The sequence below is a fragment of the Burkholderia sp. BC1 genome (assembly GCF_052683555.1).
Genome location: NZ_JBQYLP010000020.1, coordinates 12,561 through 38,954, shown reverse-complemented (window position 1 = coordinate 38,954; position 26,394 = coordinate 12,561). Strand labels below are relative to the sequence as shown.

The window sequence follows — 26,394 nt, the reverse complement described above, 5'->3', positions numbered from 1 at the left end:
CCGCGCAGATGAAAAAGGCCGCTGCTGCGGCCTTTTCTTCATTCGACGCTCGCGCCATGCCGAAGCCGGCGCGTAGTCGGTCGCGCGTTACGCGGCATGCCGCTTGTCGCGCTCGATCAGCGCATACGCGCTGTGATTGTGAATCGACTCGAAGTTCTCCGCTTCGAGCACATACGCGACGATGCGTGCGTCCGCATCAAGACGCGCCGCGACGTCGCGCACGAGGTCCTCGACGAACTTCGGATTCTCGTACGCACGCTCGGTGACGAACTTCTCGTCCGGGCGCTTCAGCAGCCCCCACAGCTCGCACGACGCCTCTTCTTCCGCGATGCGGATCAGCGCCTCGACCGGCACGTCGGCCGCGAGTTCGGCATCGATCGTCACGTGCGAGCGCTGGTTGTGCGCACCGTACTGCGAGATCTTCTTCGAGCACGGGCACAGGCTCGTCACCGGAACGAGCACCTTCAGGAACAGGCGCGTGTCGCCGTTGCGGCTTTCGCCCGCGAGCGTCACTTCGTAGTCCAGCAGACTCTGCACGCCCGACACCGGCGCGGTCTTGTTGACGAAGTACGGGAACGTCACTTCGATGCGGCCCGCTTCCGCCTCGAGCTTCTCGAGCATCGACGCGATCATCGCGCGGAAGCGCTCGATCGTCAGCGGCGCGCGGTTCTCCTCGAGCAGCGCGACGAAACGCGACATGTGCGTGCCCTTCTGCTCGGCCGGCAAACGAACGTCGAGATTCCAGACGCCGATCGTCGGCTGCACGTCGCCGCTTTCGGTGAGCACCGTCAACGGATGCCGGACCGCCTTCACGCCCACGCGCTGAATCGGAATCTGACGGGTATCCACCGTGCTCTGCACGTCGGGCATCACGAAGGCGGGATTCATCTGGTTCATCTTGTTCAATCCTTGTAAGCCGCGCGTTCGACGACGCGCACGCCGCATCATGCGGCAGCCGGAAAAGCAACATGGGCCCGCAGGCCCATGTTTTTCCGCATCAATGAAGACCGGTTGCGCCAGTCGCGCCGATGCCGCCCTCAGGCGGCGCCGGCTCAGGCGACGCGCTTTGCCTGACCGGCAACGCCGGTTGCCGGGTTCAGGAAGCGTTCGCGAATCGATTTCGCGATGCCCGCGCCGTCGAGGCCGCAGAGCGACAGCAGCTTCGCGGGGTCGCCGTGATCGATGAACTGGTCAGGGAGGCCCAATTGTAGTACGGGTCGGATAACCCCACTCTCCATCAGGGCTTCGACGCAGGCCGAGCCTGCCCCGCCCATCACGCAGCCTTCTTCGGCGGTGACGAGGAAGTCGTGCGTCTCCGCGAGCTCGCGCACGAGCGCCGCGTCGAGCGGCTTCACGAAACGCATGTTCGCGACGGTTGCATCGAGCTCTTCGGCCGCTGCGAGCGACGGCGCGACCATCGTGCCGAACGCGAGGATCGCGATGCGCTTGCCTTCCGGCTGCGACGTGCGGCGACGCACCTCGCCCTTGCCGATCGGCAGCTCGGTGAATTCCTTCACCGTCGCGACGCCGGTGCCCGCGCCGCGCGGATAGCGCACCGCGGTCGGGTTCGGCTGTTGCAGCGCCGTGTGCAGCATCTGACGGCATTCGTTCTCGTCCGATGCCGCCATGATCGTCATGTTCGGAATGCAGCGCATGAACGCGAGATCGTACGCGCCCGCATGCGTCGCACCGTCGGCGCCGACGAGGCCCGCGCGGTCGATCGCGAACACGACCGGCAGGTTCTGCAGCGCGACGTCGTGGATCAGCTGGTCGTACGCGCGCTGCAGGAACGTCGAATAGATCGCGACGACGGGCTTCAGCCCTTCGGTCGCGAGGCCGCCCGCGAACGTCACCGCGTGCTGCTCGGCGATGCCGACGTCGTAGTAGCGATCCTTGAAGCGCTTCTCGAACTCGACCATGCCCGAGCCTTCGCGCATCGCGGGCGTGATGCCGACGACGCGCGAATCGCGCTCGGCCTCGTCGCACAGCCACTCGCCGAACACCTGCGTGTACGTCTTCTTCGCGGGCGTCGCGGACGGCTTGATGCCTTCGGCCGGATTGAACTTGCCGGGGCCGTGATAGAGCACCGGATCGGCTTCGGCGAGCTTGTAGCCCTGCCCCTTCTTCGTGACGACGTGCAGGAACTGCGGGCCGCGCAGCTCGCGGATGTTCTGCAGCGTCGGGATCAGCGAATCGAGATCGTGACCGTCGATCGGGCCGATGTAGTTGAAGCCGAATTCCTCGAACAGCGTGGCCGGCACGACCATGCCCTTCGCATGCTCCTCGAGCTTGCGCGCGAGTTCGAGCACGGGCGGCGCGACGCTCAGCACGCGCTCGACGCCCGCACGCGCGGCCGCGTAGAAGCGACCCGACATCAGACGCGCGAGATGGCGGTTCAGCGCGCCGACCGGCGGCGAAATCGACATGTCGTTGTCGTTCAGGATCACGAGCAGTTTCGCGTCCTCGGACACGCCGGCGTTGTTCATCGCCTCGAACGCCATGCCGGCCGTCATCGCGCCGTCGCCGATCACCGCGATCGAGAAACGGTCGTCGCCGTTGAGCTGGCTGCCGATCGCCATGCCGAGCGCGGCCGAGATCGACGTGCTCGAATGCGCGGTGCCGAAGGTGTCGTATTCGGATTCGGAGCGGCGCGGGAAGCCCGAGATGCCGCCGAGCTGGCGCAGCGTCGGCATTTCGTCGCGGCGGCCGGTCAGGATCTTGTGCGGGTAGGTCTGGTGCCCCACGTCCCAGACGATGCGATCGTTCGGCGTGTTGAACACGTAGTGCAGCGCGATCGTCAGCTCGACCGTCCCGAGGTTGGACGACAAATGGCCGCCCGTCTTCGACACGCTGTCGAGCACGAACGCACGCAGTTCATCCGCGAGCGGTTGCAGTTGGCGACGATCGAGGCGGCGCAGGTCCGCCGGGTCGTCGATGGTTTTCAGCAAGTCGTACATCGTCGTTCCATTGTAGGAAATCAAACGCGCCCGCATTCTGTTGCACGCACCCGTAGCGTGTGCGCGGCGGCGGGCTTTCGCGTCAGCTGACCCGGTTCACTACCAGGTCGGCAAGTTCGGCGAGACGCTGCGCGCGTGCGCCGAACGGTTTCAGCGCATCGTGCGCTTCGGCGCGCAACTGCGCGGCGAGCTCGCGCGACGCATCGAGGCCGAGGATCGATACGTAGGTCGGCTTGTCGTTCGCCGCGTCCTTGCCGGCCGTCTTGCCGAGCGTCGCCGAATCGGTCGTGACGTCGAGAATGTCGTCGACGACCTGGAAGGCCAGGCCCACGGCCCCCGCATAGACGTCGAGTGCAGCCATCGTGTCGGCCGACGGCGTCTCGCCGGCCAGCGCGCCCATCCGCACCGCCGCGCGCAGCAGCGCGCCCGTCTTCATCCGGTGCATCGTTTCGAGTTGCTCGCGCGTCAGCTTGATGCCGACGCTCGCGAGATCGATCGCCTGGCCGCCCGCCATCCCGAGCGAGCCGCTCGCGAGCGCGAGCTCGCGCACGAGCGCCGCCTGCTGCACCGGCGACAGGGCAGCCGCGTCGGTCAGCGCGACGAACGCCTGCGACTGCAGCGCGTCGCCGACCAGCAGTGCGGTCGGCTCGTCGTACTGCACGTGCACGGTCGGCTTGCCGCGACGCAGCGCGTCGTCGTCCATGCACGGCATGTCGTCGTGCACGAGCGAGTAGACGTGGATCATCTCCAGCGCCGCCGCCGCCGCATTGCGCGCCGCCTCCGTCGCACCGGTCAATTCGCCTGCCGCATGGCACAGCAGCGGGCGAACGCGCTTGCCGCCGCCGAGGACCGCGTAGCGCATCGCTTCGTGGAGTCGTGCGGGCACCACGGTGTCAGCCGGCAGATAGTGGCCGAGTGCGTCCTCGACGCGGTCTAGCACGGACCGCATCCATTGTTCGAATGTCATAGATCGTCGTCTTCGCCGTCCGTGGCGGCCGCCGGCTTCAGCGTCGCGCCGTCGAGCACGCGAACCTGCTGCTCCACTTTCTCGAGCTGCTGTTGGCAAAACGCAACAAGGGCTGCGCCGCGGCGATACGCCGCCAGCGAATCCTCGAGGCTCAGCGCGCCGCCTTCCATCCGCGCAACCAGCGTCTCGAGCTCCGCAAGCGCTGTCTCGTAATTGTCCGGCAACGGTTCGGCGCCGTTGCCGGGCGGCGTCGCGCCTGGGGATGCGGTTTTCGCCATGGACGAGGGTGTCAAATTTCAAAACAAGTCGGACATTCTACGGCAAAAGAGAATTTTCCGACCTGCAGACTTGGGCGCGCGGGCCGTACTCCGGCCCCGACTTCGGCCCACATTGTGCGCCCGCCGCACGTCGCCGGACAAAAAATTGACACAAATCAGGCACTTAATGCTGGCCTTACGGGGCGAACCGGGTATAATTCTCCGTTTCCCTAAATCGATTTTTCGATGGTTGGGTTGTTCACTGCTTTCACGCTATCACCGGGAGTGGGAATGTCCAATCTGAGCGATGCGCTTCAGTTGAAGTCGGCTCACAGCCAGCTTCCAGTCACTGCATACTTCGATGAGGCGCTGCTTGCGCGCGAGATCGAAACCCTCTTCAAGAAAGGACCGCGTTACGTCGGGCACGAACTGATGGTGCCCGAGGCGGGCGACTATTTTGCGCTGCCGTCCGAGAAGGAAGGCCGCGTGCTCGTGCGCAACCAGGCGAACGAAATCGAGCTGCTGTCGAACGTCTGCCGCCACCGGCAGGCGATCATGCTGAACGGCCGCGGCCATACGCAGAACATCGTGTGCCCGCTGCACCGCTGGACCTACGACCTCGAAGGCCAGCTGCTCGGCGCGCCGCACTTTCCCGACAAGCCGTGCCTGAACCTCGGCAAGACGCCGCTGCAGAACTGGCAGGGGCTGCTGTTCGAGGCCGAAGGCCGCAACGTCGCGCGCGATCTGGCGAACCTCGGCACGAAGCATCACTTCGATTTCTCCGAGTACCAGTTCGATCACGTCGAAGTGCACGAGTGCGATTACAACTGGAAGACGTTCATCGAGGTGTACCTCGAGGATTACCACGTCGTCCCGTTCCACCCGGGCCTCGGCAATTTCGTGTCGTGCGACGATCTGAAATGGGAGTTCGGCGACTGGTACAGCGTGCAGACGGTCGGCGTGCACAACGCGCTGGCGAAGCCGGGCAGCGCGACGTACCGCAAGTGGCACGAGCAGGTGCTGAAGTTCCGCGACGGCGTGCCGCCGGAGTTCGGCGCGATCTGGATGGTCTACTATCCGGGCCTGATGATCGAGTGGTATCCGCACGTGCTCGTCGTGTCGTGGCTGATTCCGCGCGGCCCGCAAAAGACGACCAACATCGTCGAGTTCTACTACCCCGAGGAAATCGCGCTGTTCGAACGCGAGTTCGTCGAGGCCGAACGCGCGGCGTACATGGAAACGGCGGTCGAGGACGACGAGATCGCGATGCGGATGGACGCCGGCCGTCGCGCGCTGATGGAGCGCGGCGAGTCGCAGGTCGGCCCGTACCAGAGCCCGATGGAAGACGGCATGCAGCACTTCCACGAGTTCCTGCGCCGCCAGCTCGGCGATCTGTAAGCCGCGCGCGCTGCGGCATCCGCATGACGAAAAGACGGGCTTCGGCCCGTCTTTTTTTGTTTAGACTTGGCATATCGGGCCGTTTGCACGCCAGGGAGCCGTCATGCCTCACACTCACTACACCACACTGATTTCCGCGGCCAATCTTGCCGAACGGCTCGCTGCCGCGCCCGGCAGCGTCGCGCTGTTCGACTGCCGCTTCGATCTGGTCGATCCCGATGCGGGCGAAGCGGCGTACGCCGCCGGCCATATCGCCGGCGCGCAATACCTGCATCTCGATCGCGACCTGTCCGGCCGCAAGACCGGCACGAACGGCCGCCATCCGCTGCCGACGCGCGACGCGCTGGCCACGCTGCTCGCGAGCCGCGGGCTCAAGCAGGGGCAGCAGGTCGTCGCGTACGACGCGCAGGGCGGCGCCTATGCCGCGCGGCTCTGGTGGCTGCTGCGCTGGCTCGGGCACGATTCGGTCGCCGTGCTCGACGGCGGGCTGCAGGCCTGGCAGGCGGCCGGCCAACCGCTGACGACGGACGTCCCGCAGCCGGCTCCCGGCGATTTCCGCGCCGCGGCGCCGCTCGAATCGACCGTCGATGCGGCGACGGTACTCGCGAACCTCAGTGCGCCGACGCGCGTCGTGATCGACGCACGCGCGCCCGACCGGTATCGCGGAGAAAACGAAACGATCGATCGCGTCGGCGGCCATATCCCGGGCGCGCGCAATCGGTTCTTCAAGGACAACCTGACGGCCGACGGCCGCTTCAAGACGGGCCACGAGCTGCGCGAGACGTTCACCGCGCTGCTGGCCGGCACCGAGCCGAACCGCGTGATCCTGCAGTGCGGCTCCGGCGTGACCGCCTGCCACAACGCGCTCGCGATGGAAGTCGCGGGCCTGCATGGCGCGTCGCTGTATCCGGGCTCGTGGAGCGAATGGAGCGCCGATCCGTCGCGGCCGATCGCGACCGGCGCGACACCGTGACGCACGCGCGTACGGCGCGATAGCCAAGCGGCGGCCGAGGCCGCCGCTTCGCCGTTTACATCACGCCGTACTTGTGGAACCAGGCGATCGCGCGCTTCCATCCGTCCTCGGCGTCGGCCTTCACGTAGCTCGGCCGGTAGTCGGCAAAAAACGCATGGCCGGCATCCGGATAGACGACGATCTCCGACTCGCGCGCGAGCTTCGAGTCGCTCGTCTGGATCGCCTTGCGCATGTCCGCGAGCGATGCCTGCGTGATGTTCTGATCCTTCTCGCCGTACAGCCCGAGCACGGGCACCTTCAGCAACGACGCATGATCGACCGGATTGAACGGCGTCATCTCGTCGGTCTTGCCTTCGACGAAGCCGTACCACGCGACGGCCGCCCGCACGTGCGGATTGTGCTCCGCGTAGAGCCACGCCTGGCGGCCGCCCCAGCAGAACCCCGTCACGCCCAGGCGCGTCAGGTCGCCGCCGTTCTTGCCTGCCCAGGCGACCGTCGCATCGAGATCCTCGGTGACCTGCCGGTCGGGCACCTTGTTGATGATGTTGTCGTACAGGTCCTTGATCGTCGAATACTTCGACGCGTTGCCCTGCCGCGCGAACAGATCGGGCGCGATCGCGAGATAGCCGAGCTTCGCGAAGCGGCGGCAGACGTCGGCGATGTGCGCATGCACGCCGAAGATCTCGTGGATCACGATGACGACCGGCAGGTTCGTCTTGTCGACCGGCTGCGCGCGATACGCCGGCACGCTCGCGTCGCCGGAGCGGATCTCGACGGTGTCGACGTCGAGGCCGGCGCTGTCGGTCGTGATCGTCTGCGCGGACACCGGCAGCACGGCCGCCGCAAAAGTGCCGCCCAGCGCCGCCTGCATGAACTTGCGGCGCGAGAACGGGACGTGGGGAACCAGGCTGTCGACTTCGGGTTTCAACATGAATGCACTCCTCGATTGGGCGCCGCCGTCACGCCACGGATTCGACGCGACGCGGCATCGCGCCGTCGCCCGGCGCGAAGATTGCGGCGGGTGGCACGCCACCGCAAACGAAAACCCGCACAAGATGCCCAATAATCCGTTGTCGCGTCAACTGTCCGATATGTAAGACTCGATGACAGACGGCGGCCGCCCGTGCGTCGACCGACGTGCCGCGCGCGCCGAACGCGTTCAGTGCAGCTTCACGCGCGGCAGCGTCGTGCGACGCAGCCAGTGCGCGACCGTATCGAGGATCATCCGCGGATAGCCGTGCAGCGCCGCGATGTGCAGCCGGTACAGTGACATGTACATGAAGCGCGCGAACAGCCCTTCGATCAGCATGTTGCCGCCGATCAGGCCACCCATCAGGTTGCCGACCGCGCTGAAGTGACCGAGCGAGACGAGCGACCCGAAGTCGCGATACGTGAACTCGGGAAGCGGACGCCCGTCGAGCCGGCACGCGATCGCCTTCAGCAGAAAGCTCGCCTGCTGGTGCGCGGCCTGCGCGCGCGGCGGCACGTTGCGTTCGCTGCCGGGCCACGCGCACGCCGCGCAATCGCCGAGGGCAAAGACGTTGTCGTCGGTGACCGTCTGCAGCGTGCGACGCACGTCGAGCTGACCGAGCTTGTTGACTTGCAGCCCGTCGAGATGCGCAAGCACGGCCGGCGCCTTGATGCCGGCCGCCCAGACCGTGAGGTCGGCGCGCACGGCCTTGCCGCTCGCCGTATGCACGGCGCCGGGCGCGACTTCGGTCACGCGCTCGCCGAGCATCAGCCGCACGCCGAGCTTCTCGAGCAGCCCGGCGGTCGCGGACGACACGCGCTCCGGCAGCGCCGGCAGAATGCGCGGCCCCGATTCGATCAGCACGATGCCGACGTCGTGGCGCGGATCGAGCTTGTGCAGCCCGTACACCGACAGCACCTGCGCGGTGTTGCGCAGCTCGGCGGACAGCTCGACGCCCGTCGCGCCGCCACCGACGATCACGACCTGGATACGCGGCTCGGCCGGCTCGCCGGGTGCAACGGCTGCCGGCGCCTGATGCTCGGCACGCATGCACGCGGCGATCAGCCGCTTGCGGAAGCGTTCGGCCTCGCCCACGGTATCGAGCGCGATTGCGTTTTCCGGGGCGCCCTGCACGCCGAAGAAGTGCGTCGTGCTGCCGATCGCGATCACGAGCGTGTCGTATTCGAGGTCGCGTGCCGGCAGCAGCTCGGCGCCGTCGCTGTCGTTGACGGGCGACAGCGTGATGCGCTTCGCGGCACGGTCGAGCCCGGCGAGCTCGCCCTGCTGAAACTCGAAGCCATGCCAGCGCGCCTGCGCCGCGTATTCGAGTTCCTGTGTGAACGGGTCCATGCTGCCGGCCGCGACTTCGTGCAGCAGCGGTTTCCAGATGTGGGTCGGATTGCGGTCGACGAGTGTGACGAGTGCGCGTGCCGGACGATTGCCGCGCGCGCCGTAGCGGTCGCCGAGCCGCGTCGCCAGTTCCAGGCCGCCCGCGCCGCCGCCTACGATGATGATCCGATGCATCTGATTCCCCCTTTGCGATTCGAAACCTGTTGCCGCCGGACGATACGGGCTTCATCCGCGCACCGTCGCGTCGATTAACCGGTTCGGACATCATCGATGTGCAGTTCGAAGCACCTCGGCGACGCGCGTTCCGGGAACGCGGGACGCGCAGCCCCGCGTCAATGACATGAACGACATGCATTGTCCGGGAGCTTGCGCGTTGACGACAAGCAAACCAGCTCGATATTCGACATCCCTGCAACAATATGCCGCAGCAGGCAGGCATCGCGCACCGGGAATTGTCAGTGCGCCTCCTCCCAGTTCGCACCGGCGCCGACCTCGGCCACCAGCGGCACCTTTAGCTTCGCGACGCCGCACATCATTTCGGGCAGCTTCTCGCGCACGAGCGACAGCTCGTCGTCGGGCACCTCGAGCACCAGTTCGTCGTGCACCTGCATGATCATCCGCGAGGCGAGCTTGTCGCGCGTCAGCCAGCCGTCCACGGCGATCATCGACAGCTTGATCAGGTCGGCCGCGGTGCCCTGCATCGGTGCATTGATCGCCGCGCGCTCGGCCGCCTGACGGCGCGGGCCGTTGCCGCCGTTGATTTCCGGCAGCCACAGGCGGCGGCCGAATACCGTTTCGACGTAGCCGCGTTCCTTCGCGGTCGCGCGCGTGTCTTCCATGTACTGCGCGACGCCCGGATAGCGCGCGAAATAGCGGTCGATGTAGAGCTTCGCCGCATCGCGCGTGATGCCGAGATTCGATGCGAGACCGAACGCGCTCATCCCGTAGATCAGGCCGAAGTTGATCACTTTCGCGATCCGGCGCTGGTCGGCGTTGACTTCCAGCGGCGTCACGCCGAACACTTCGGCCGCGGTCGCGCGGTGAATGTCCTCACCCTGCGAGAACGCGCGCAGCAGCGAGGCGTCGCCCGAGATGTGCGCCATGATCCGCAGCTCGATCTGCGAATAGTCGGCCGACACGATCCGGTGCCCCGGCGCCGCGATGAACGCCTCGCGAATGCGCCGGCCTTCGGCCGTCCGCACCGGAATGTTCTGAAGATTGGGATCGTTCGATGCGAGGCGGCCCGTGACCGCGACCGCTTGCGCGTAGTTCGTATGCACGCGGCCGGTCGACGGATTGACCATGCGCGGCAGCTTGTCGGTGTAGGTCGACTTCAGCTTCGACAGCCCGCGGTGCTCGAGCAATAGTTTCGGCAGCGGATAGTCCTCGGCGAGCTTCTGCAGCACTTCTTCGTCGGTGGACGGCGCGCCGCTGGGCGTCTTTTTCACGACCGGCAATTGCAGCTTCTCGAAGAAGATCTGCCCGATCTGCTTCGGCGAACCGAGATTGAATTCGCCGCCGGCGAGCGCGTAGGCCTGTACCTCGAGATCGACGAGGCGCGTCGCGATCTCGTTGCTCTGCGCCTGCAGCCGCGCATCGTCGATCAGCACGCCGTTGCGCTCCATCTTGCGCAGCACGAGCGACACCGGCATCTCGATCTCGCGATACACGCGCTCGAGGCCCGGTTCGCGCGCGATCTGCGGGTACAGCGCGCGATGCAGTTGCAGCGTGATGTCGGCATCCTCGGCCGCGTATTCGGCCGCCTGCGCGAGCGCGACTTCGTCGAAGCCGATCTGCTTCGCGCCCTTGCCCGCGACGTCTTCATACTTGATCGTCTTGACGCCCAGATGACGCAGCGCGAGGCTGTCCATGTCGTGCGTGCGATGCGATTCGAGCACGTACGATTCGAGCAGCGTGTCATGCTCGATGCCGTTCAGTTCGATCCCGTAGTTGGCGAGCACCTGCGCGTCGTACTTCAGATGCTGGCCGACCTTCTTGCGATCGGGCGATTCGAGCCACGGCTTCAGGCGTGCGAGCACGTCGTCGAGCGGTAGCTGCTCGGGCATGTCCGGGCCGCGATGCGCGACCGGCAGATACGCGGCCTTGCCGGGCTCGACCGCGAACGACAGGCCGACGAGCCGCGCGACCATCGGGTCGAGCGCCGTCGTCTCGGTATCGAACGCGGTCAGCTCGGCCGCTTCGAGCTTCGCGAACCACGCATCGAATTGTTCCCAGGTCTGGATCGTCTCGTATTCGCGCGGCGTGTCGACGGCGATCACCGGTGCCGGCTCGCCGTCGGGCGCATCGGCGCCGCCGCCTTCCGCGGGCGCGCTGTCGACTTCGCGCAGCCAGGTCTTGAAACCGTAACGCGCGAAGATGTCGCGCAGCAGATCGCGCGCTTCACCGTCGCTCTTCAGCGACGCATCGATCGACTCGAGATGCGGCGCGAGATCGCATGCCGTTTCGACCGTGACGAGCTTGCGGCCGAGCGGCAGGAAGTCGAGCGCGCGGCGCAGGTTGTCGCCGACGACGCCCTTGATCTCGCCCGCATGCTCGATCACGCCGTCGAGGCTGCCGTACTGCGTGAGCCATTTCACGGCGGTTTTCGGGCCGCACTTCTCGACGCCCGGCACGTTGTCGACCGTATCGCCGATCAGCGCGAGGTAATCGACGATGCGCTCGGGCGGCACGCCGAACTTCGCGAGCACGCCGTCGCGATCGAGCGTCTCGTTCGTCATCGTGTTGACGAGCGTGACGCGATCGCTGACGAGCTGCGCGAGATCCTTGTCGCCCGTCGACACGATCACGTTCATCCCGCGTCGCTCGGCTTCGCGCGCGAGCGTGCCGATCACGTCGTCGGCCTCGACGCCTTCGACCATCAGCAGCGGCCAGCCGAGCGCGCGCACGGCGCCGTGAATCGGTTCGACCTGCAGCGCGAGATCGGGCGGCATCGACGGACGGTTTGCCTTATAGTCGGCATAAAGGTCGTCGCGAAACGTCTTGCCCTTTGCATCGAACACGCAAGCGCTATACTCTGCACTGACTTCCTTGCGCATACGGCGCAGCATGTTGATGATTCCGTAGAGCGCTCCGGTCGGCTCCCCGCCAGGGCCCCGCAAATCAGGCATCGCATGGTAAGCCCGATACAGATAGCTCGAACCGTCAACCAATAGCAGGGTCTTACCTTCCAGATTTCGTTCTTCAGGCATTATGAACAAGAGAAAAGTGATTCCGAGTCTGCGTTCGCTCGCAGATCAAGAACGCGCGACGGCCAAGAAGGCGCGCGCATCGTGGCAGATGTTCACGATTATGGCAGAGTTTATCGAGGCGACCGAGTACCTGTCGGAGATCCGCCCGGCCGTCAGCATCTACGGCTCTGCCCGTCTGAAGCCCGACACGCCGCACTACAAGCTCGCCGTGCAAATCGCGCGCAAGCTGTCCGACGCCGGCTTCGCGGTCATCTCCGGCGGCGGCCCCGGCATCATGGAAGCCGCGAACAAGGGCGCGCATGCAGGCAAGGCGCCGTCGGTCGGCCTGAACATCGAGCTGCCGCACGAGCAGGCCGGCAACCACTATCAGGACATCTCGCTGCGCTTCCGTCACTTCTTCACGCGCAAGGTCACGTTCGTGAAGAACTCCGACGCGGTGATCGTGATGCCGGGCGGCTTCGGCACGCTCGACGAACTGTCGGAAGTGCTCACGCTGATCCAGACGAAGAAGTCGCGCCTCGTGCCGATCATCCTCGTCGGCAGCGAGTTCTGGAAAGGGCTGCTGCAGTGGTTCCGCGATCAGCTCATTCCGATGGGCCTCATCAATCCCGAAGACATGGATCTGATGCAGGTGATCGACGATCCCGACCAGGTGCTCGATGCGGTGCTCGCGTTCTACGAGGACAGCGGCGAAGAGGAAGGCGAAGGCTCGGACGACCAGCCGCCGCGGCCCGAAGAAGACCGCATGTTCTATCTGTGATGGCAGCGGCCGCCGGCCGTCACGCCGGTGCGCCGCCCGTCGTTTTGTAACGCTTCGTTAATCGCGTGCCGCTGCGTGGCGCGCGCGAATGTCAAATCCGCGCCGCGCGCTGCACCGCTTCCGCGCAATGCGGCGCGCCCGTCGAGCGTCATTGTCAAATCGGGCCGCGCATGCCGTCCGCAAGCCTGCACAGCGCGCACAATCCACGGTAACAAACGTCGCTCGCGTTTTGCGCCGCGTCTCTGCACACTGCGTATGTCGGCGTCGGCGATCCCCCCTTGGGGCCGATTCGCGACGCGTGATCGACTCCACTGCGCCGCGCCGACCTTCCAGAACAACATCACGGAACATGCCATGAAACGCTCACTGATCGCCCTTGCCTTCGCCGGCCTCGGCCTTTCGCTGTCCGGTCTTGCCCACGCCGTCAACGTCGACGTCAACATCGGCACGCCCGCGCCGGTCGTCGTCGCACCTGCGCCCGTCGTCGTCGGCTGGCACGGCGACCGCTACTGGGACGGCCATCGCTACTGGGAACGCCGTGAGTGGGAAGAGCATCAGCACCGTCATGGCCCCGGTCGCTATCACTGCCCGCCGGGACACGCGAAGAAGGGGGAGTGCTGAACGACTCGGCACGACCTCGGCAGACAAGGCCGCCCGCGCGCTTCGGCGCCGGGCGGCCTTGTCGTTGATGGCTACGCGTTTCGTCATACGGGCGTAGCGCCCGCTGCGTCGAACGACATACGCGCTTGCCGACGGGTTCGCCGGCTACGCGTCGATACGCATGAGCGCGCCTGCCGTGCTCGCACCCGAGCTTTGAAACGCGAGTGGTAGTATCGGCCGCGCAAACGGCCACTCTCCCCTCATCCACTCATGAACAGGATTCTCGTCAGCGCCTGCCTTGCGGGCCTGCCCGTGCGTTACGACGGTTCGGCGAAGACGCTCGCGGATACGCTGCTGCAAACGTGGCGCGACGAGGGCCGCCTCGTCGTCGTATGCCCCGAGGTCGCCGCCGGCTTCGGCACGCCGCGCCGGCCCGCCGAGATCCGCCTGCATCGCAGCGGCGGCGACGTGTTGGCGGGCGCGGCGTCGATCTGCGACGACGCGGGCACGGACGTCACCGCGATGTTCATCGACGGCGCGCACCACGCGCTCCGTCAGGCAGCCGCGCACGGCTGCCGCTATGCCTTGCTCGCGGACGGCAGTCCGTCATGCGGCAGCAGCTTCATCTACGACGGCACCTTCTCGGGAAACCGGCATGCAGGCGCCGGCGTCACTACCGCGCTGCTCGAACGGCATGGCATTCAGGTGTTCGCGCCGTCCCGGCTGGCGGAGCTCGCGGCGTTGATCGAGCGCCACGGGTAAGGGTCGAAGAGGCGCGCTCGCGAGCCCGAATCGAAGCATCGTGCGCGCTGCCTGCCCGTCATCGTCGAACGCGGGCCGGCGCGCCGATGACGGCGCCGCGCGCGCACGAGCACGCGCGGTCGTCGCGGCGATGGCACCGGGAACGACCGCACACGGCGCTCGCCGATTCGAACGCCAGCGTCACTGAAACGCCACTTCCGCAAAACTCCGCAGCTTGCGGCTATGCAGCTTGTCGAGCCCGTTCGTGCGCAGGATCTCCATCGCCCTCACGCCGATCTGCAGATGCTGATCGACTTGTGCACGATAGAACTGATCGGCCATGCCCGGCAGTTTCAGCTCGCCGTGCAGCGGCTTGTCGGACACGCACAGCAACGTCCCGTACGGCACGCGGAAGCGGAAGCCGTTCGCGGCGATCGTCGCGCTTTCCATGTCGAGCGCGATCGCGCGACTCTGCGACAAGCGCTGCACGGGCTCGCGATGATCGCGCAATTCCCAGTTGCGGTTGTCGACGCTCGCGACCGTACCCGTGCGCATCACGCGCTTCAGCTCCGCGCCTTCGAGCTGCGTGACGTCCGCCACCGCGCGCTCGAGCGCGAGCTGCACTTCGGCGAGCGCCGGGATCGGTACCCACAGCGGCAGATCGGCGTCGAGCACATGATCCTCGCGCACGTAACCGTGTGCGAGCACGTAGTCGCCGAGGCGCTGCGTGTTGCGCAGCCCCGCGCAGTGACCGAGCATCACCCATGCATGCGGCCGCAGCACGGCGATGTGGTCGGTGATCGTCTTCGCGTTCGACGGACCGACACCGATGTTGACCATCGTGATACCGCTGCCGTCGGCCCGCTTCAGGTGATACGCGGGCATCTGCGGCAGGCGCGGCGGCGCGGCGCCCTCGCCCGCTTCGCTGCCGAGGTTCGCGTTGTACGTGACGACATCGCCCGGCTCGACGAACGCGCTGTACTGGCTGCGATACGCGCGCACGTCGGGATCGTCGCTCTCGGTCATCATCGTGCGGCCGAGCTTCACGAACTCGTCGATATAGAACTGGTAGTTCGTGTAGAGCACGTAGTTCTGGAAATGCGTCGGCGACGTCGCCGTGTAGTGGCGCAGCCGATGCAGCGAGAAATCGACGCGCGCGGCCGTAAACAGCGCCAGCGGATGCGGCTCGCCGGGCGCCGGCTCGAACGTGCCGTTCACGATCCGGTCGTCGAGATACGAGAGGTCCGGTGTATCGAAGATGTCGCGCATCGCGAGCAGGCTGTCGCGGTCGAGTTCGCCTTCGAGATGGATGCCTTCCGGAAACGCGAAGTGAACCGGAATCGGCTGCGACGACACGCCGATCTCGATCTTCACGTGGTGGTTCTTCGCCAGCAGACGCAGTTGCTCGCGATAGTAGTTCGCGAAAAGATCCGGGCGCGTGACGGTCGTTTCGAACACGCCGGGGCCCGCGACGAAACCGTACGAGCGCCGCGAGTCGACGTTCGTGTTCACGTCGGTGCGAATCCGCACGAACGGATAGCACGCACGCACGTGCTCGGCGATCGTTTCGTGGCGACGATAACGCGCGAACGCGTCGCGCAGGAAACCGGTGTTGGTGTCGTAGATGGCGGACAGCCGCGCGACGGCGGCGATCGGGTCGTCGAAAGCTTCGACCGGCGGGCTCTCGGGCGTCAGCATCCGGTGCCCGCGGCTCAAATCGTTCTTCATTTTCATCACCTCGTCTGATCCGACGACATTACCACGGAACCCGGTCAGTCTCATGGCTGCCCACGCGCACGCGGGAGCCGGATGGCGCGCAGTATTTGCTAAAATCGGCAGGTTCACTGGAGACTCATCATGAAGCCGCTCATTCTCGTCGCCGCTGCTGCCGCGTTTGTCGCCGCCAGCGCCGCTTTCGCCGCCGGCGGCACGCCGAGCGCGGACGCGCAGGCGCAGGCCGAAGCCAACGAAGCCGCCGGCCTGCCCGATCTCCGGCAGATCAACCGGCCGGCCGCAGAGGTCACGTCGAAAGTCGATTTCAGCGATATCCGCCGCACGCCGAGCTTCCACGAAAAAAGCAAGAACGGCACCGAGGTCACCGAGTACCGCGACCGCGGCAAGCCGGTCGAGATCGACGTGAAGTCGAACTTCGGCACGCGTTATCAGATGAGCTCGACGCCCGACACGTCGCCGAAGCCGCACGACGCCGGCGTGCCGATCACGCGCCTGCCGTCGGTCAACCTGCGCTACTGACCGGGGCCGCGCCGCGTCGGTCCCGGCACGGCGCGCCCGCCTCTCTCCACTCCCGTCGCGACGCGCGCACTGCGCGCGCCGGCACACTGACCACACGCATCTCGCATGGCCGTTTTCACCGCTGTTTCCGACTCCGATCTCGCGCAATGGATGCGCCACTACGCACTGGGCGATGTCGTTGCGTTCCGCGGCATTCCGTCCGGCATCGAGAACAGCAACTTCTTCCTGACGACGACGCGCGGCGAGTACGTGCTGACGATCTTCGAAAAGCTGACGGCCGAGCAGTTGCCGTTCTACCTCGACCTGATGCGCCATCTCGCCGGCCACGGCGTGCCGGTCCCCGATCCGGTGCCGCGCGACGACGGCGCGCTGTTCGGCACCCTGCACGGCAAGCCGGCGGCGATCGTCACGAAGCTCGACGGTACGGCCGAACTCGCGCCGGGGGTCGAACACTGCATCGAGGTCGGCCAGATGCTCGCGCGCATGCATCTGGCGGGGCGCGACTATCCGCGCCGGCAGCCGAACCTGCGCAGCCTGCCGTGGTGGCAGGAGAACGTGCCGGCGATCGTACCGTTCGTGACCGACGCGCAGCGCGCGCTGCTCGAAGGCGAACTCGCGCATCAGGCGCGCTTCTTCGGCTCTGAAGACTACGCGGCCCTGCCGGGCGGCCCGTGCCACTGCGATCTGTTCCGCGACAACGTGCTGTTCGCGCACGCGGCGCCCGACACGGGCCACGCGGTGCGGCTCGGCGGCTTCTTCGACTTCTATTTCGCCGGCTGCGACAAGTGGCTGTTCGACGTCGCGGTCACGGTCAACGACTGGTGCGTCGACCTCGCGACCGGCGTGCTCGACACCGCGCGCGCCGACGCGCTGCTGCGCGCCTACCAGACGGTCCGGCCGTTCACGGCCGAGGAGCGCCGTCACTGGAGCGACATGCTGCGCGCCGGCGCGTACCGCTTCTGGGTGTCGCGCCTGTACGACTTCTACCTGCCGCGTGCGGCCGAGATGCTGAAGCCGCACGATCCCGGCCATTTCGAACGCATTCTGCGCGAACGTATCGCCCATACGCCCGCGCTTCCCGAGATCCAAACCGCATGCAACTGATCGAAGTGCCCGCGAAAACGGGCTATGTCTGGTTCCGACAAGGCATCTGGCTGTTCCGCCGGAATCCGCTCGCGTTCATCACGCTGTTCTTCACCTACCTGCTCGCGATCACGCTGGTGTCGATGGTGCCGATCGTCGGCGCGGCACTGCCGCTGCTGTTCATTCCCGGCATCGCGGTCGGCTTCATGGCTGCGTGCCGCGACACCGTGGCCGGCAAATCGGTGATGCCGACGATTCTCGTCGACGGCTTCCGCTCGTACGGCAGCGTCGCGACGCAGCGGCTGCTGGTGCTCGGCGTCATCTACGTCGTGTCGATGATCCTCGTGTTCGCGGCGTCGTCGGTGATGGACGGCGGCGTGCTGTTTCATCTGATGATGGGCGCGACCGGCGACGCAAACCCGGCGCCCGAAGCGCTGGCCGCGCAAGGCACGCTCGGCGCGTTGCTGTTCGCGACGCTGCTCTACGTGCCCGTCGCGATGCTGTTCTGGTTCGCGCCGGTGCTGATCGCATGGCACGACATCCCGCCGGCGAAGGCGCTGTTCTTCAGCATCGTCAGCTGCTGGCGCAATCGCGGCGCATTCCTCGTGTACGGCCTGCTCTGGTTCGGCGTCGCGCTCGGCACGTCGCTCGGGCTCTCGCTGCTGCTGCAGGCGCTCGGCGCGGCCGCCTACGCCCTCACGATCATGATGCCGGTGACGATCATCATCGTGACGATGCTGTACTGCTCGTTTTACGCTACGTACAGGGGGTGTTTTGCCCTAAACGTAGATAAAAATGTAGAAAATTCAGTAACTTAGAGCAATTGTCATCAACGGTGCAGACCAAGTTTTTGAGCAGAATTCCCCTGCCGTTTGCACCGCGTTTGCACGCAAATCCCTGTCATCAACTTGTGCAAAAACTAGAAAAAACAAGCACTTAGGGATTTCTGCTGCAACAGCAGTACAGCGTCTATTCTGGCTTGCGGGTGGCAAGGCATCAAGTGCATGTTCGTGTGTACATCGCTGTGGTGCGACAACTTGCCGCATGAGTGGAAACCCTAGCCCTTGGACAACAACAGGGCTTTGAAACCGCTATTTCTTACGATGTTTTCAGCTTGAAAAACACTACTTCTTGCTCGAAGGATTCGTTAGCTTCTTCGTCGGGTAGCGAAACCGAAATTTTGTAGGACGGATAGCTTACCGATTGGCTTGAGAAAAACTCGTCGTCGTTAGGGCACTCTCCGTAAAATGGGGACAGACTTTCCTTATCCCGGTCGGGATCGAACATTTCTGCATCGAACTCTATTTCCGTCGTAACGATGTTGGCCCTCTCTATATGCACATTAGGGGCGTCTGAGAAGAAATGTTGATGGTCAACGCACCATGTGTAAGCAAAGTAATATGCTTTGCTCATCAAATCTGCGTCGGCCTTTCTTCCCTTGCAATCCCCTGAATGCCATTCCCACAAATATTCGCCTGTTCGCTGCCACTGCTCCTGTTGAATTTCCATACGCACTCCTTACATAAATTTAAGTTTAAAAATTGCTGCTGCTTCGTCGTTCTCGAAAGCGACTACCGCAATGTGAACCTGCTTCGGTACGCCGCGCATCTTTAGGTCACAGCCGGTCATACGTTTGTGCCATTCCTTCTCGTAAATCTCGATGTTGGTGGCTAACCCGACCTTGTAATCCGAACGTTCGAAGCACTCGTTGAGCGACCGTCTTGCCTCTCGCAGAACTTTTGCCTTGTCTGTTCCCGACATGACTGGTCGGTTGTTGAACTGAACCCACTTGTAAAAATATTCTTGCATAGTTATCCTATATAAATTTGAGCTTAAAAATAACAGCTTCTTCGCCCGACAGTAACAGTTCGACTTGATACTGCGTGTCCGTCCTTTCTTTGCCATCTGAACAAAGACGCGTACCTCTGCTATCCCTTTCCAGAAAAACCAATGAAGTCCGCACCGTCGCAAATCCAAACGTAACTTTGCCGATAGTCTTGACGACTTCGCTAACGTGCCGAAGAAGCTTCTGCTTGCTTGGACCGCGCATAATTGCGATACAGTTGGTCGTCAAGCTCCATTCGTAATACCTCTGGGTCATAGATCTCCTTAAAGTTGGTGCCGTCCCGACACGAAAAAACACTTGCGGACAATAGGAAAACCGCGCCTGTTGTTCCGCGTGGGACCGGCATAAAATTGAAACCTGTGTTTTTAAAGAACGAGCCTATCCGCAGCCGAGAGCGTCTTGTCTCGCCTGTGTCAATTCGGAAAGGTACTGCTGGGTAATTCGGGTACTGCTGGGTGCTTCGTGTGATGCAGACAACGAAAGCATTAAACCGCTATCGCAGAACGAAGGCAAACAAAATCGCGATCAAAAAGGTGGTTATTTTTATTCACAATCGACCTTTAAATAAAACCCATCTCCGACCCACTACCGGTATGGTGTCAATAGAAAGGTGGTAAACAGTTATCCACAGTGGCGCTAAAACAACACTCGTGAAAAAGGCACCAGCCTAAGCCAGTGCCTGTTCCCGATCCCTTCGATGAGATTGTGTTTAGACCCGGGATCGTTGCTATCAATACATGCCGGGGATGATGTAGCCGGGATTTATGTTTGTGCCATAACCCGGAATGCCTGTAGGGCCGTACTGGCCGGACAGCATCTGCGCTTCTGGATTGCTTGCAGTGTTTGCCATCATGTTTTGCAAGAGCATGTTGTATGAGCTATTAGTCGGCAGTGCGTTTGCTCCCGGCATTGGAATAGTGCTCTGTGACGGATTGCTCATAGATGGCAAAGGAGCAGGAATAGGCATCCCGTTACTTGCTGCTGATGTACGGCGATAACCACCCGGAACAGCAGGTGCTTGTGGAGGTGCATATGGCTGTTCTGCGTTCGAAGCAAGTCTCATTGTTGACATTGTTCCGTTCGCAATACGACCAGCTTTACCTAATCCCATTAGTAGCGAACTATTGCCAATTCCACCCATCGAAGCATCACCAACACCTGCTGCTCCGTTAGCTGCGCCTGAAATACCACCACCTAATGCACCGCTTGCATTGGAACCCATTGGTGACAAACCGCCTAATGTGGAGTTGAATGCACCAAGCGAATTACCGTTCATAGCACCTATCATGCCGTTATAAGCACCGGCTGAATTACCAATACCGCCTGCTAATCCAGAATCGCCGTAATAAGCAGCACCATTCATTGCGCCTTGGAAACCTGTTCCAACTGTTCCAGCACCTTGACCGACTGCACCACCAATTGCATTACCAAGTCCTGTCATACCCGGTGATGACATCGCAGAGCCTGCACCACTAGCCAAAGAACCTGATGCACCGGCACTTGCCGCATGAGTGGCTGCTGCACTTAATGCTGGTGTTGCTCCGGCCGCTGCTCCTAGTGTTGCACCTGTACCTAATCCTGCTGCACCGGCTCCTAAAGCGGCATCACCTGCTACACCTGCCATACCTGAACCCATCATGCCTAAAGCACCTGATGCGCCCAAGTTTGCAGCTAACGCACCACCTCCTAATGCAGTTCCAGAAGTGCCAGCTAATAGACCCGAGCCTAACCCTGCTGCTGTACCTACGTCTGCTGCACCTGCTCCAACTGCGGCTGCTGTACCCGTATCTGCTGCGGCTGTACCTGCTGCAATACCAGCGTCGGCGCTTGCTGCGGCTGATCCTGCTTCTGGTGCTGCTGTACCGAATGACGCTACTGAAGCAACTAAAGCTGCGGCTGTAATACCGCCCATTTCCCAATCTTGACTGCTCATAAACTACCTTATTCTTATTATTAGTTAGAGATCTTCATTACATAGCAAAGTGCATAGTATGGCGGAATAATATTCATCGCCTGCCCTGAGCCTGCATTCTGCGTACTGATACCTGTACCAGATCCATTCAACCAAATACCTGTACCGCTTCCTGAGATAGTAATACCAGTACCACTACTGCTAGTCGTACCGTTAAACTGACCATCCCACGCGATATTTTGAGAACCGCCTGTCAATGCACCCTGACCACCGGAGTCGGTGTTATAGGCAATAACAGAAAACCCGTGTGCGTGACCCGGATCATTAACCCCGTGAGCGTGGCCTGGGTCATTAACGTAGTGATTATGACCTGGATCATTAATACCGTGACTATGGATAGGCATGTTTGCTGTTGACAGTGTGTAACTTACAGCACCACCTGTAGAACCCGGCGCATAAGCATTACCAGCACCGATAACAAACTTATCCATCAAGTTAGGCGTGCCGTTCTGGCCGTTACACAAAACCCATTTAGGTCCGAATGCGCTATAAATGTTAGCCACTGCACCTGAGTACATCAAAACCGTACCGACTGGAAGGTAAGCATTCAACTGATTAAGGTTAACCGCATCTGTACCCGCGACAGCAGGAGACACGTTATTAATCTGGTGGCTATTCATGTTCAAGGCTTGGCCTTGTGTCAACGCACTACCATTTGCTAACTGTGCAATGAACGCGAATGCTGCATTCAAGTATGGAGCCAAGTTATTACCGATTGGCTCTGTGCCTGCCGGAGAATTAAGACTTGGCGTTGTCGACAACTGATTAATACTGGTTGGGACTGACATTACAGGTAACCTCCTTGTGCTAATGAACCCATAAGGCCGATACCTGCTGTACCTAGCCCTGCTACCGCTCCCCACGGACTTGCTGATTGACTTGTTGATGAAACACCCTGAGCACCATTACCCAAAGCAGCAGACAACCCAGATTCTTGAATACCAAGCTGCTCATACGGCTGCATAGCTTGTTGATACCACTTCTGGTAAGCCGCATTCGCTGAGTTCTGCGCATCTGTTTGCATTGCTGTACCACCTGTGTATGCTGCATTCAACTGATTCAAAGTAGACGCATCCAAGCTTGGAGCTAAACCTGATGCTGCGAGTGCTCTACCCTGTGCAGTGTTGTAGTTGCTTGAATTCAAGTTCTGAGCATTTAGGTAGTTGCTTGCATTCGCCAAGTTAGCCTGTGTGCCCAACTCGGCATTGACGTTACCGGCCATTGCTGCCGTGTTGTATGCATTGCCGTAGATGTTTGCTGAGTTATTAGCAAGCGCTGTAGCCAATGTCTTGTTCTGCTGATTCATTGCATTTTGGTATGCAGAACCACCGAAAGCACCTGTACCCGCAAACTGAGCATTCATGTTCATTGCATTCTGGTTGAATGCATCTGTTGTTTGCTGATTTGCCGCTTGCGTTTGTTGTGCCAGATATGGATTCGACATATTGGCATACGGGTTCTGCGCAGCTTGTGCAGTAGGCGCGTTAATGTTGCCGTAGTTATTGCCGCCGTTATTAGCCATACCTGTTACTGCACCAGTGACAGCACCGGTAGCACCACCACTATTAGCGAGATTAGACATCCCGTTAATGGCGTTGGATTGTGTATTGTTCATCCCCGCATAAGTCTGCCCCGAGTAAGTAGGAACGGCTTGCTGCGACAAGCTCTGACTTGTATTAAGGATGTTTTGCGCTACTGGTTGTGCATAGCCAGGGAGTTCTGTTGTGGTTGTACTATTACCGCCTCCACCGCTACCACCGCCTTGCAGAATACGTTTTTCCCAATGCACTTTGCGTGCAAGAACGTGAATTGACATCTTAACCCCTTTATTATTTTTCTTATTGGGTACTTCTACCGCTTATTAATTATTTAATCCCTTAAATCCTTGCGAACCAGCTAATGCGCCTAGCAGACCACCAAGCTTTTGCTTACCTACAACCTTTGATTGCAAGTTTTCCTTGATACCATCGACCACAGCTTTGTTCTTCTCTGCTGCTTTCAAAGCATCTGCTAGACGCTGTGGATTCAACATCAGGTCTTCAAGAGCTTGTTTGTTTGCCGCTACTTCCGCTGCAATCTGTTCTTCGCTCTTTGAACCGAAGCGCTTTGAAATACCATCTGCAACTGCGGTACTAACCTTGTCTGCTGCTGCGTCTGCCAATGCACCACCGATTGGGCCTGCTTTAGCAAAGCCAATCTTAGAAGCAACTGAGCCGACTAATGAGCGTGCTGCTGTTGGAATCTGGTTAGCAACAAAACCGCGTACACCACCTAGCTTTTCATCTGTCATTGCCAGTTGATCTAAGCCATCACGTGATGCCAAGTTAGAAGCAGTGTTACTGCCGCGCACCTTCGCTACCTTGTTTGCATTGGCTTCCAAGTTTTCGCGAACAGCTTGCAGACCAGCTAATTGCTCAGGTGTGTATTGTCCTGCTTGTGTACCCAAGTTCTTTACGTCATTCCAAGCTACGTTACCGTCTGCGCGAGTACCAAACTTCTGCAACAGCTTCTGATAGTTCTGATGTTGTGCTAACTGCTCTTGAGTTGCATAGAAGTTTTGATAGTTCGGGCTTTGCTGAGTAAGGTACTGCTTAATTTGCGCTGCTGCCTCTGGATCTGTTTGCGCTGCTTGACGCACGTAGTTATAACCCTGCCCTTGCAAACCAACTGCGTTCTGTTGATTAGCCAAACTGGAGAAGTCTTTCGCCATTTGTTTCAACTGCGCAAGCTTTGCGTTTGTAACTAACTTCGCGGGATCATGCTCATTCAAGTTAGCCATGCCAGCTTCTATTTCACGAACCAAAGCGTTCAACTTACTAGGATTCTTACCGATCAATGCATCTCGCATCTGAGGACTTGTCAAGAACTTACTTTCCGCCATTTGTTCGGACGCAGTTTGATAAGCTTGGTTAGCCTCTCTTAACCCCGGAACTTGGTTTTCAAGCGTTGCATTAACTTGGTCACGCAATCCAGCCAATGTTGCAAGCTGGAACTTGTCAGATGAAGACGGATCAGCAGAGATCATTGCAATACGCTTGTCCAACGCCATACGTGCTTGGTTCAAGTCGTTTGCAGAGATGGATTGTCCATAAACACTACCGTTTGGTGATACCGCTTGCATGTTTTGGATAACTGGCTCGTCAATACGTGCGTTGAGCTTGTTTGTCTCGACTTGCTTTAACGCGTTTTGCATCGCAGGCGTGTTAATCAAGCGTGATGTTTCTGGATCGAGCGCGATCTTAGGTCCGCCGTTCTCGAAAATCTGCTGATACATTGGCCCGGTTGTTATCTTGCGCTCCAGCTCGAAGTTAGCGGTCTTTTGTGGTGATCCTGCTATTTCGTCCCACTTATTAGCCGCATCAACATATGGTTGATCGAAGACATTTTGAATGGCATTGGAACCATCGTTATTAGCGATAGTGTTAGCACGATTCAAAGTACGTTGCATTGCTGGCGTACTAAACGGAGCTTGGTCTGTTACTGGCCCTATCTCTTGATTGCCCCATGCCGCCTGTTGGTCTGCTTGCTTACCTAGTGCTGAAATAGTTGCGTCGTCCCCACCAAGGCTCTGTAGGTGCGCCGTATTAGCATTTGCGTTTGCTTGGCTACGTGCCGTCAGTCCTGCATTTACACCTGAGTTATCAAGACCCTGTTGGATGCCTTGAATATTTGGGTTCTGCGTTGCTTCTGCTGCTGTCTTTTGATAACCCGGTACTGCTGATCCTGAGTTAGCGGAAAGCTCGTCGGCTACATGCCCTACGTTTTGGCCTGTCTGATCTGCGGTGTTGTTGATCTTGTCTGCAACACGAGCAGCCATCTGCATTTCTTCAGGGCTTAATGCACCACCTGTATTAGCACCTGCATTTGCGAAATCCTGTCCAGCTTGTGCAATGGCCTTGCCAGAGCTACCAAGTTTGTTGATGACGCGACCAGCTACATTACCGAGAGCGGCACCAGCTACACCACCTGCTGCACCTGCGGCTGTGCCTGCGAGTGGATGGTCTGGGTTAGACATGAGACCCTGAAATGCGGACTGACCAATGACAGCAGGAAGCGATGAACCTGCGAGGAATGGGTGCGTTGCTACATCGCCAGCGAAGCCGGTTGCGCCTCTAGCGATACTGCCTGCGGTCGAGTGTTGAACGGAGTCATACGCTTGCTGTTGTGCTGCGTTTGTCGCTTGCAAGTCTCTAACGCCCTGCTCTGCGCTCTTTGTCCATTCTGCATCTGGTGCGAATGTCTCACCAGCTTTAGCAATCCAACCGACGATAGGCGAGACAGTGTTGTAGATCGCATCACGTGCGCCCATTGCAATAGGGTTGGTTGTTGTAGTGACTTTGCCCGGTGCGGATGCGGCAGTCGGCATACCGTATTGCTGTAAAAATGCATCAGCAGGATCGCTGCTATTTGTGCTTTGACTGTTGCTACCTGCAAGGCTAGGATTGCCGTATTGCTTGATGAAACTGTCAGCAGCATTAGAACTTGGTTGCGGAGCTTCATCTGCGTTTGCGTTTGTTGAACCTGTAACTGCACCAAGTACGCCTGACATAATTTGCGCTGCTTTGCTTACCTTACCCACGTAATTAGGGTCTTCCGCATAACCACCAGCTTTCAACGCGGCTGCGTATTGCTGTGCATTCTGCGCCCCTACTGCTTTTGGGTATTTGCTTTTGATTAAGTTGACGTAGTTACTAGCAAATGCGTCTGCGTCTGGGTAAGCATTGTATGTGTCTGTTGAACCTGTTTGGTTATCAACTGCGCTTACACCCTTACCATTTGTGGACTTGATGTTGCCCAGATTGTTTGTACCCGGAATAACGGACTTACCGTAACCAGTTTCTAAGCCTAGTTGACCAGCAATGATTGAAGGATCAACATTCAATTGACCAGCGATATTATTGATTGTTGATCCGTAGGTCTGAGCAAAGCCCTGTGGTGTACCTACTTGCGCACTATCACCCCATGTAATACCGCCTGAGCCTGCGCTAGAACCGCTTGATGCAGAACTAGCTGGACCCCATGTAATTCCTGAATTGGCCATTACTGGACCCCATGTAA

Annotated in this window: 25 protein-coding genes; 10 read left to right on the top strand and 15 right to left on the bottom strand. The window is 60.9% G+C overall.

Annotation, left to right across the window (positions count from 1 at the left end; genetic code table 11):
* Window positions 1-87 precede the first annotated feature (87 nt).
* From folE2 to ACSHSS_RS12510, 4 genes are all read right to left on the bottom strand, one after another.
* Window positions 88-897 carry a GTP cyclohydrolase FolE2 gene (gene folE2 / locus ACSHSS_RS12525; RefSeq protein ID WP_035955992.1) on the bottom strand — a complete coding sequence of 270 codons (810 nt, stop codon included), beginning with the start codon at window positions 895-897 and terminating at the stop codon, window positions 88-90.
* Window positions 898-1,052: 155 nt separating this feature from the next.
* Window positions 1,053-2,957 (bottom strand): 1-deoxy-D-xylulose-5-phosphate synthase, encoded by a 1,905-nt coding sequence (gene dxs / locus ACSHSS_RS12520; protein WP_006399453.1) that lies wholly within the window; start codon window positions 2,955-2,957, stop codon window positions 1,053-1,055.
* 82 nt (window positions 2,958-3,039) lie between these two features.
* On the bottom strand, window positions 3,040-3,924 hold the full coding sequence (locus tag ACSHSS_RS12515) for a polyprenyl synthetase family protein (RefSeq protein WP_006399452.1): 885 nt from the start codon (window positions 3,922-3,924) through the stop codon (window positions 3,040-3,042).
* The gene (locus tag ACSHSS_RS12510) at window positions 3,921-4,202 is read right to left on the bottom strand and encodes an exodeoxyribonuclease VII small subunit (RefSeq protein WP_006399451.1); all 282 of its coding nucleotides are present in this window, start codon (window positions 4,200-4,202) and stop codon (window positions 3,921-3,923) included. Before ACSHSS_RS12510 ends, ACSHSS_RS12515 begins: the two co-directional genes overlap by 4 nt.
* Before the next feature lie 270 nt (window positions 4,203-4,472).
* Between ACSHSS_RS12510 and ACSHSS_RS12505 the strand changes: the two genes are divergently transcribed.
* On the top strand, window positions 4,473-5,579 hold the full coding sequence (locus ACSHSS_RS12505) for an aromatic ring-hydroxylating oxygenase subunit alpha (protein ID WP_006399450.1): 1,107 nt from the start codon (window positions 4,473-4,475) through the stop codon (window positions 5,577-5,579).
* A gap of 103 nt (window positions 5,580-5,682) precedes the next feature.
* On the top strand, window positions 5,683-6,552 hold the full coding sequence (locus tag ACSHSS_RS12500; RefSeq protein ID WP_006399449.1) for a sulfurtransferase: 870 nt from the start codon (window positions 5,683-5,685) through the stop codon (window positions 6,550-6,552).
* Window positions 6,553-6,607: 55 nt separating this feature from the next.
* Here ACSHSS_RS12500 and ACSHSS_RS12495 read toward each other — a convergent pair whose 3' ends face one another.
* Window positions 6,608-7,483: a dienelactone hydrolase family protein gene (locus tag ACSHSS_RS12495; RefSeq protein WP_006414604.1), complete on the bottom strand. Its 876-nt coding sequence runs from the start codon at window positions 7,481-7,483 to the stop codon at window positions 6,608-6,610.
* Between ACSHSS_RS12495 and ACSHSS_RS12490 the strand changes: the two genes are divergently transcribed.
* A complete protein-coding gene (locus ACSHSS_RS12490; RefSeq protein WP_445545053.1) occupies window positions 7,482-7,649 on the top strand; it encodes a hypothetical protein in 168 nt (55 codons plus the stop codon). The two genes, ACSHSS_RS12495 and ACSHSS_RS12490, sit on opposite strands and share 2 nt — an antisense overlap.
* A gap of 62 nt (window positions 7,650-7,711) precedes the next feature.
* On the opposite strand, the gene ACSHSS_RS12485 is transcribed toward ACSHSS_RS12490, so the two are convergent.
* On the bottom strand, window positions 7,712-9,046 hold the full coding sequence (locus ACSHSS_RS12485; RefSeq protein ID WP_445545052.1) for an NAD(P)/FAD-dependent oxidoreductase: 1,335 nt from the start codon (window positions 9,044-9,046) through the stop codon (window positions 7,712-7,714).
* A gap of 281 nt (window positions 9,047-9,327) precedes the next feature.
* Window positions 9,328-12,081, bottom strand: a complete 2,754-nt coding sequence (gene polA, locus ACSHSS_RS12480; RefSeq protein ID WP_445545051.1) for a DNA polymerase I — start codon at window positions 12,079-12,081, stop codon at window positions 9,328-9,330.
* A gap of 1 nt (window position 12,082) precedes the next feature.
* On the opposite strand from polA, the gene ACSHSS_RS12475 reads away from it, so the two are divergent.
* Window positions 12,083-12,841 carry an LOG family protein gene (locus ACSHSS_RS12475; protein WP_006414622.1) on the top strand — a complete coding sequence of 253 codons (759 nt, stop codon included), beginning with the start codon at window positions 12,083-12,085 and terminating at the stop codon, window positions 12,839-12,841.
* Here the strand turns inward: ACSHSS_RS12475 and ACSHSS_RS12470 are convergent.
* Window positions 12,832-13,182 (bottom strand): hypothetical protein, encoded by a 351-nt coding sequence (locus ACSHSS_RS12470; RefSeq protein WP_445545050.1) that lies wholly within the window; start codon window positions 13,180-13,182, stop codon window positions 12,832-12,834. The two genes, ACSHSS_RS12475 and ACSHSS_RS12470, sit on opposite strands and share 10 nt — an antisense overlap.
* Window positions 13,183-13,195: 13 nt before the next feature.
* On the opposite strand from ACSHSS_RS12470, the gene ACSHSS_RS12465 reads away from it, so the two are divergent.
* On the top strand, window positions 13,196-13,462 hold the full coding sequence (locus ACSHSS_RS12465) for a hypothetical protein (protein WP_080746485.1): 267 nt from the start codon (window positions 13,196-13,198) through the stop codon (window positions 13,460-13,462).
* Between the two features lie 249 nt (window positions 13,463-13,711).
* Window positions 13,712-14,203, top strand: a complete 492-nt coding sequence (locus tag ACSHSS_RS12460; protein ID WP_445545049.1) for a DUF523 domain-containing protein — start codon at window positions 13,712-13,714, stop codon at window positions 14,201-14,203.
* A 180-nt stretch (window positions 14,204-14,383) separates the two neighbouring features.
* Here the strand turns inward: ACSHSS_RS12460 and ACSHSS_RS12455 are convergent, their stop codons facing one another.
* Window positions 14,384-15,910, bottom strand: coding sequence for an AMP nucleosidase (locus tag ACSHSS_RS12455; RefSeq protein ID WP_060145236.1), 1,527 nt, complete (start codon window positions 15,908-15,910; stop codon window positions 14,384-14,386).
* 129 nt (window positions 15,911-16,039) lie between these two features.
* On the opposite strand from ACSHSS_RS12455, the gene ACSHSS_RS12450 reads away from it, so the two are divergent.
* The 3 genes from ACSHSS_RS12450 (at window position 16,040) to ACSHSS_RS12440 (ending at window position 18,336) form a co-directional block, all read left to right on the top strand.
* The gene (locus ACSHSS_RS12450; RefSeq protein WP_006399437.1) at window positions 16,040-16,435 is read left to right on the top strand and encodes a hypothetical protein; all 396 of its coding nucleotides are present in this window, start codon (window positions 16,040-16,042) and stop codon (window positions 16,433-16,435) included.
* 105 nt (window positions 16,436-16,540) lie between these two features.
* On the top strand, window positions 16,541-17,539 hold the full coding sequence (locus ACSHSS_RS12445) for a homoserine kinase (RefSeq protein WP_445545048.1): 999 nt from the start codon (window positions 16,541-16,543) through the stop codon (window positions 17,537-17,539).
* Window positions 17,530-18,336, top strand: a complete 807-nt coding sequence (locus tag ACSHSS_RS12440; protein WP_445545047.1) for a BPSS1780 family membrane protein — start codon at window positions 17,530-17,532, stop codon at window positions 18,334-18,336. Before ACSHSS_RS12445 ends, ACSHSS_RS12440 begins: the two co-directional genes overlap by 10 nt.
* A gap of 280 nt (window positions 18,337-18,616) precedes the next feature.
* Here ACSHSS_RS12440 and ACSHSS_RS12435 read toward each other — a convergent pair whose 3' ends face one another.
* From ACSHSS_RS12435 to ACSHSS_RS12425, 3 genes are all read right to left on the bottom strand, one after another.
* The gene (locus ACSHSS_RS12435) at window positions 18,617-19,027 is read right to left on the bottom strand and encodes a hypothetical protein (RefSeq protein ID WP_445545046.1); all 411 of its coding nucleotides are present in this window, start codon (window positions 19,025-19,027) and stop codon (window positions 18,617-18,619) included.
* 9 nt (window positions 19,028-19,036) lie between these two features.
* Window positions 19,037-19,327: a hypothetical protein gene (locus ACSHSS_RS12430; RefSeq protein WP_445545045.1), complete on the bottom strand. Its 291-nt coding sequence runs from the start codon at window positions 19,325-19,327 to the stop codon at window positions 19,037-19,039.
* 767 nt (window positions 19,328-20,094) lie between these two features.
* Complete coding sequence (locus ACSHSS_RS12425; RefSeq protein ID WP_445545044.1) at window positions 20,095-21,003, bottom strand: hypothetical protein; 909 nt, start codon at window positions 21,001-21,003, stop codon at window positions 20,095-20,097.
* A 50-nt stretch (window positions 21,004-21,053) separates the two neighbouring features.
* Between ACSHSS_RS12425 and ACSHSS_RS12420 the strand changes: the two genes are divergently transcribed.
* Window positions 21,054-21,266 carry a hypothetical protein gene (locus ACSHSS_RS12420; RefSeq protein ID WP_445545043.1) on the top strand — a complete coding sequence of 71 codons (213 nt, stop codon included), beginning with the start codon at window positions 21,054-21,056 and terminating at the stop codon, window positions 21,264-21,266.
* Between the two features lie 51 nt (window positions 21,267-21,317).
* Here ACSHSS_RS12420 and ACSHSS_RS12415 read toward each other — a convergent pair whose 3' ends face one another.
* From ACSHSS_RS12415 to ACSHSS_RS12405, 3 genes are read right to left on the bottom strand one after another with little or no spacing between them, the layout of a single operon-like run.
* Complete coding sequence (locus tag ACSHSS_RS12415) at window positions 21,318-22,124, bottom strand: hypothetical protein (RefSeq protein ID WP_445545042.1); 807 nt, start codon at window positions 22,122-22,124, stop codon at window positions 21,318-21,320.
* Window positions 22,124-23,152 carry a hypothetical protein gene (locus tag ACSHSS_RS12410; RefSeq protein ID WP_445545041.1) on the bottom strand — a complete coding sequence of 343 codons (1,029 nt, stop codon included), beginning with the start codon at window positions 23,150-23,152 and terminating at the stop codon, window positions 22,124-22,126. Before ACSHSS_RS12410 ends, ACSHSS_RS12415 begins: the two co-directional genes overlap by 1 nt.
* A 45-nt stretch (window positions 23,153-23,197) precedes the next feature.
* Window positions 23,198-26,377 carry a glucosaminidase domain-containing protein gene (locus tag ACSHSS_RS12405; protein ID WP_445545040.1) on the bottom strand — a complete coding sequence of 1,060 codons (3,180 nt, stop codon included), beginning with the start codon at window positions 26,375-26,377 and terminating at the stop codon, window positions 23,198-23,200.
* Between the last annotated feature and the right edge of the window lie 17 nt (window positions 26,378-26,394).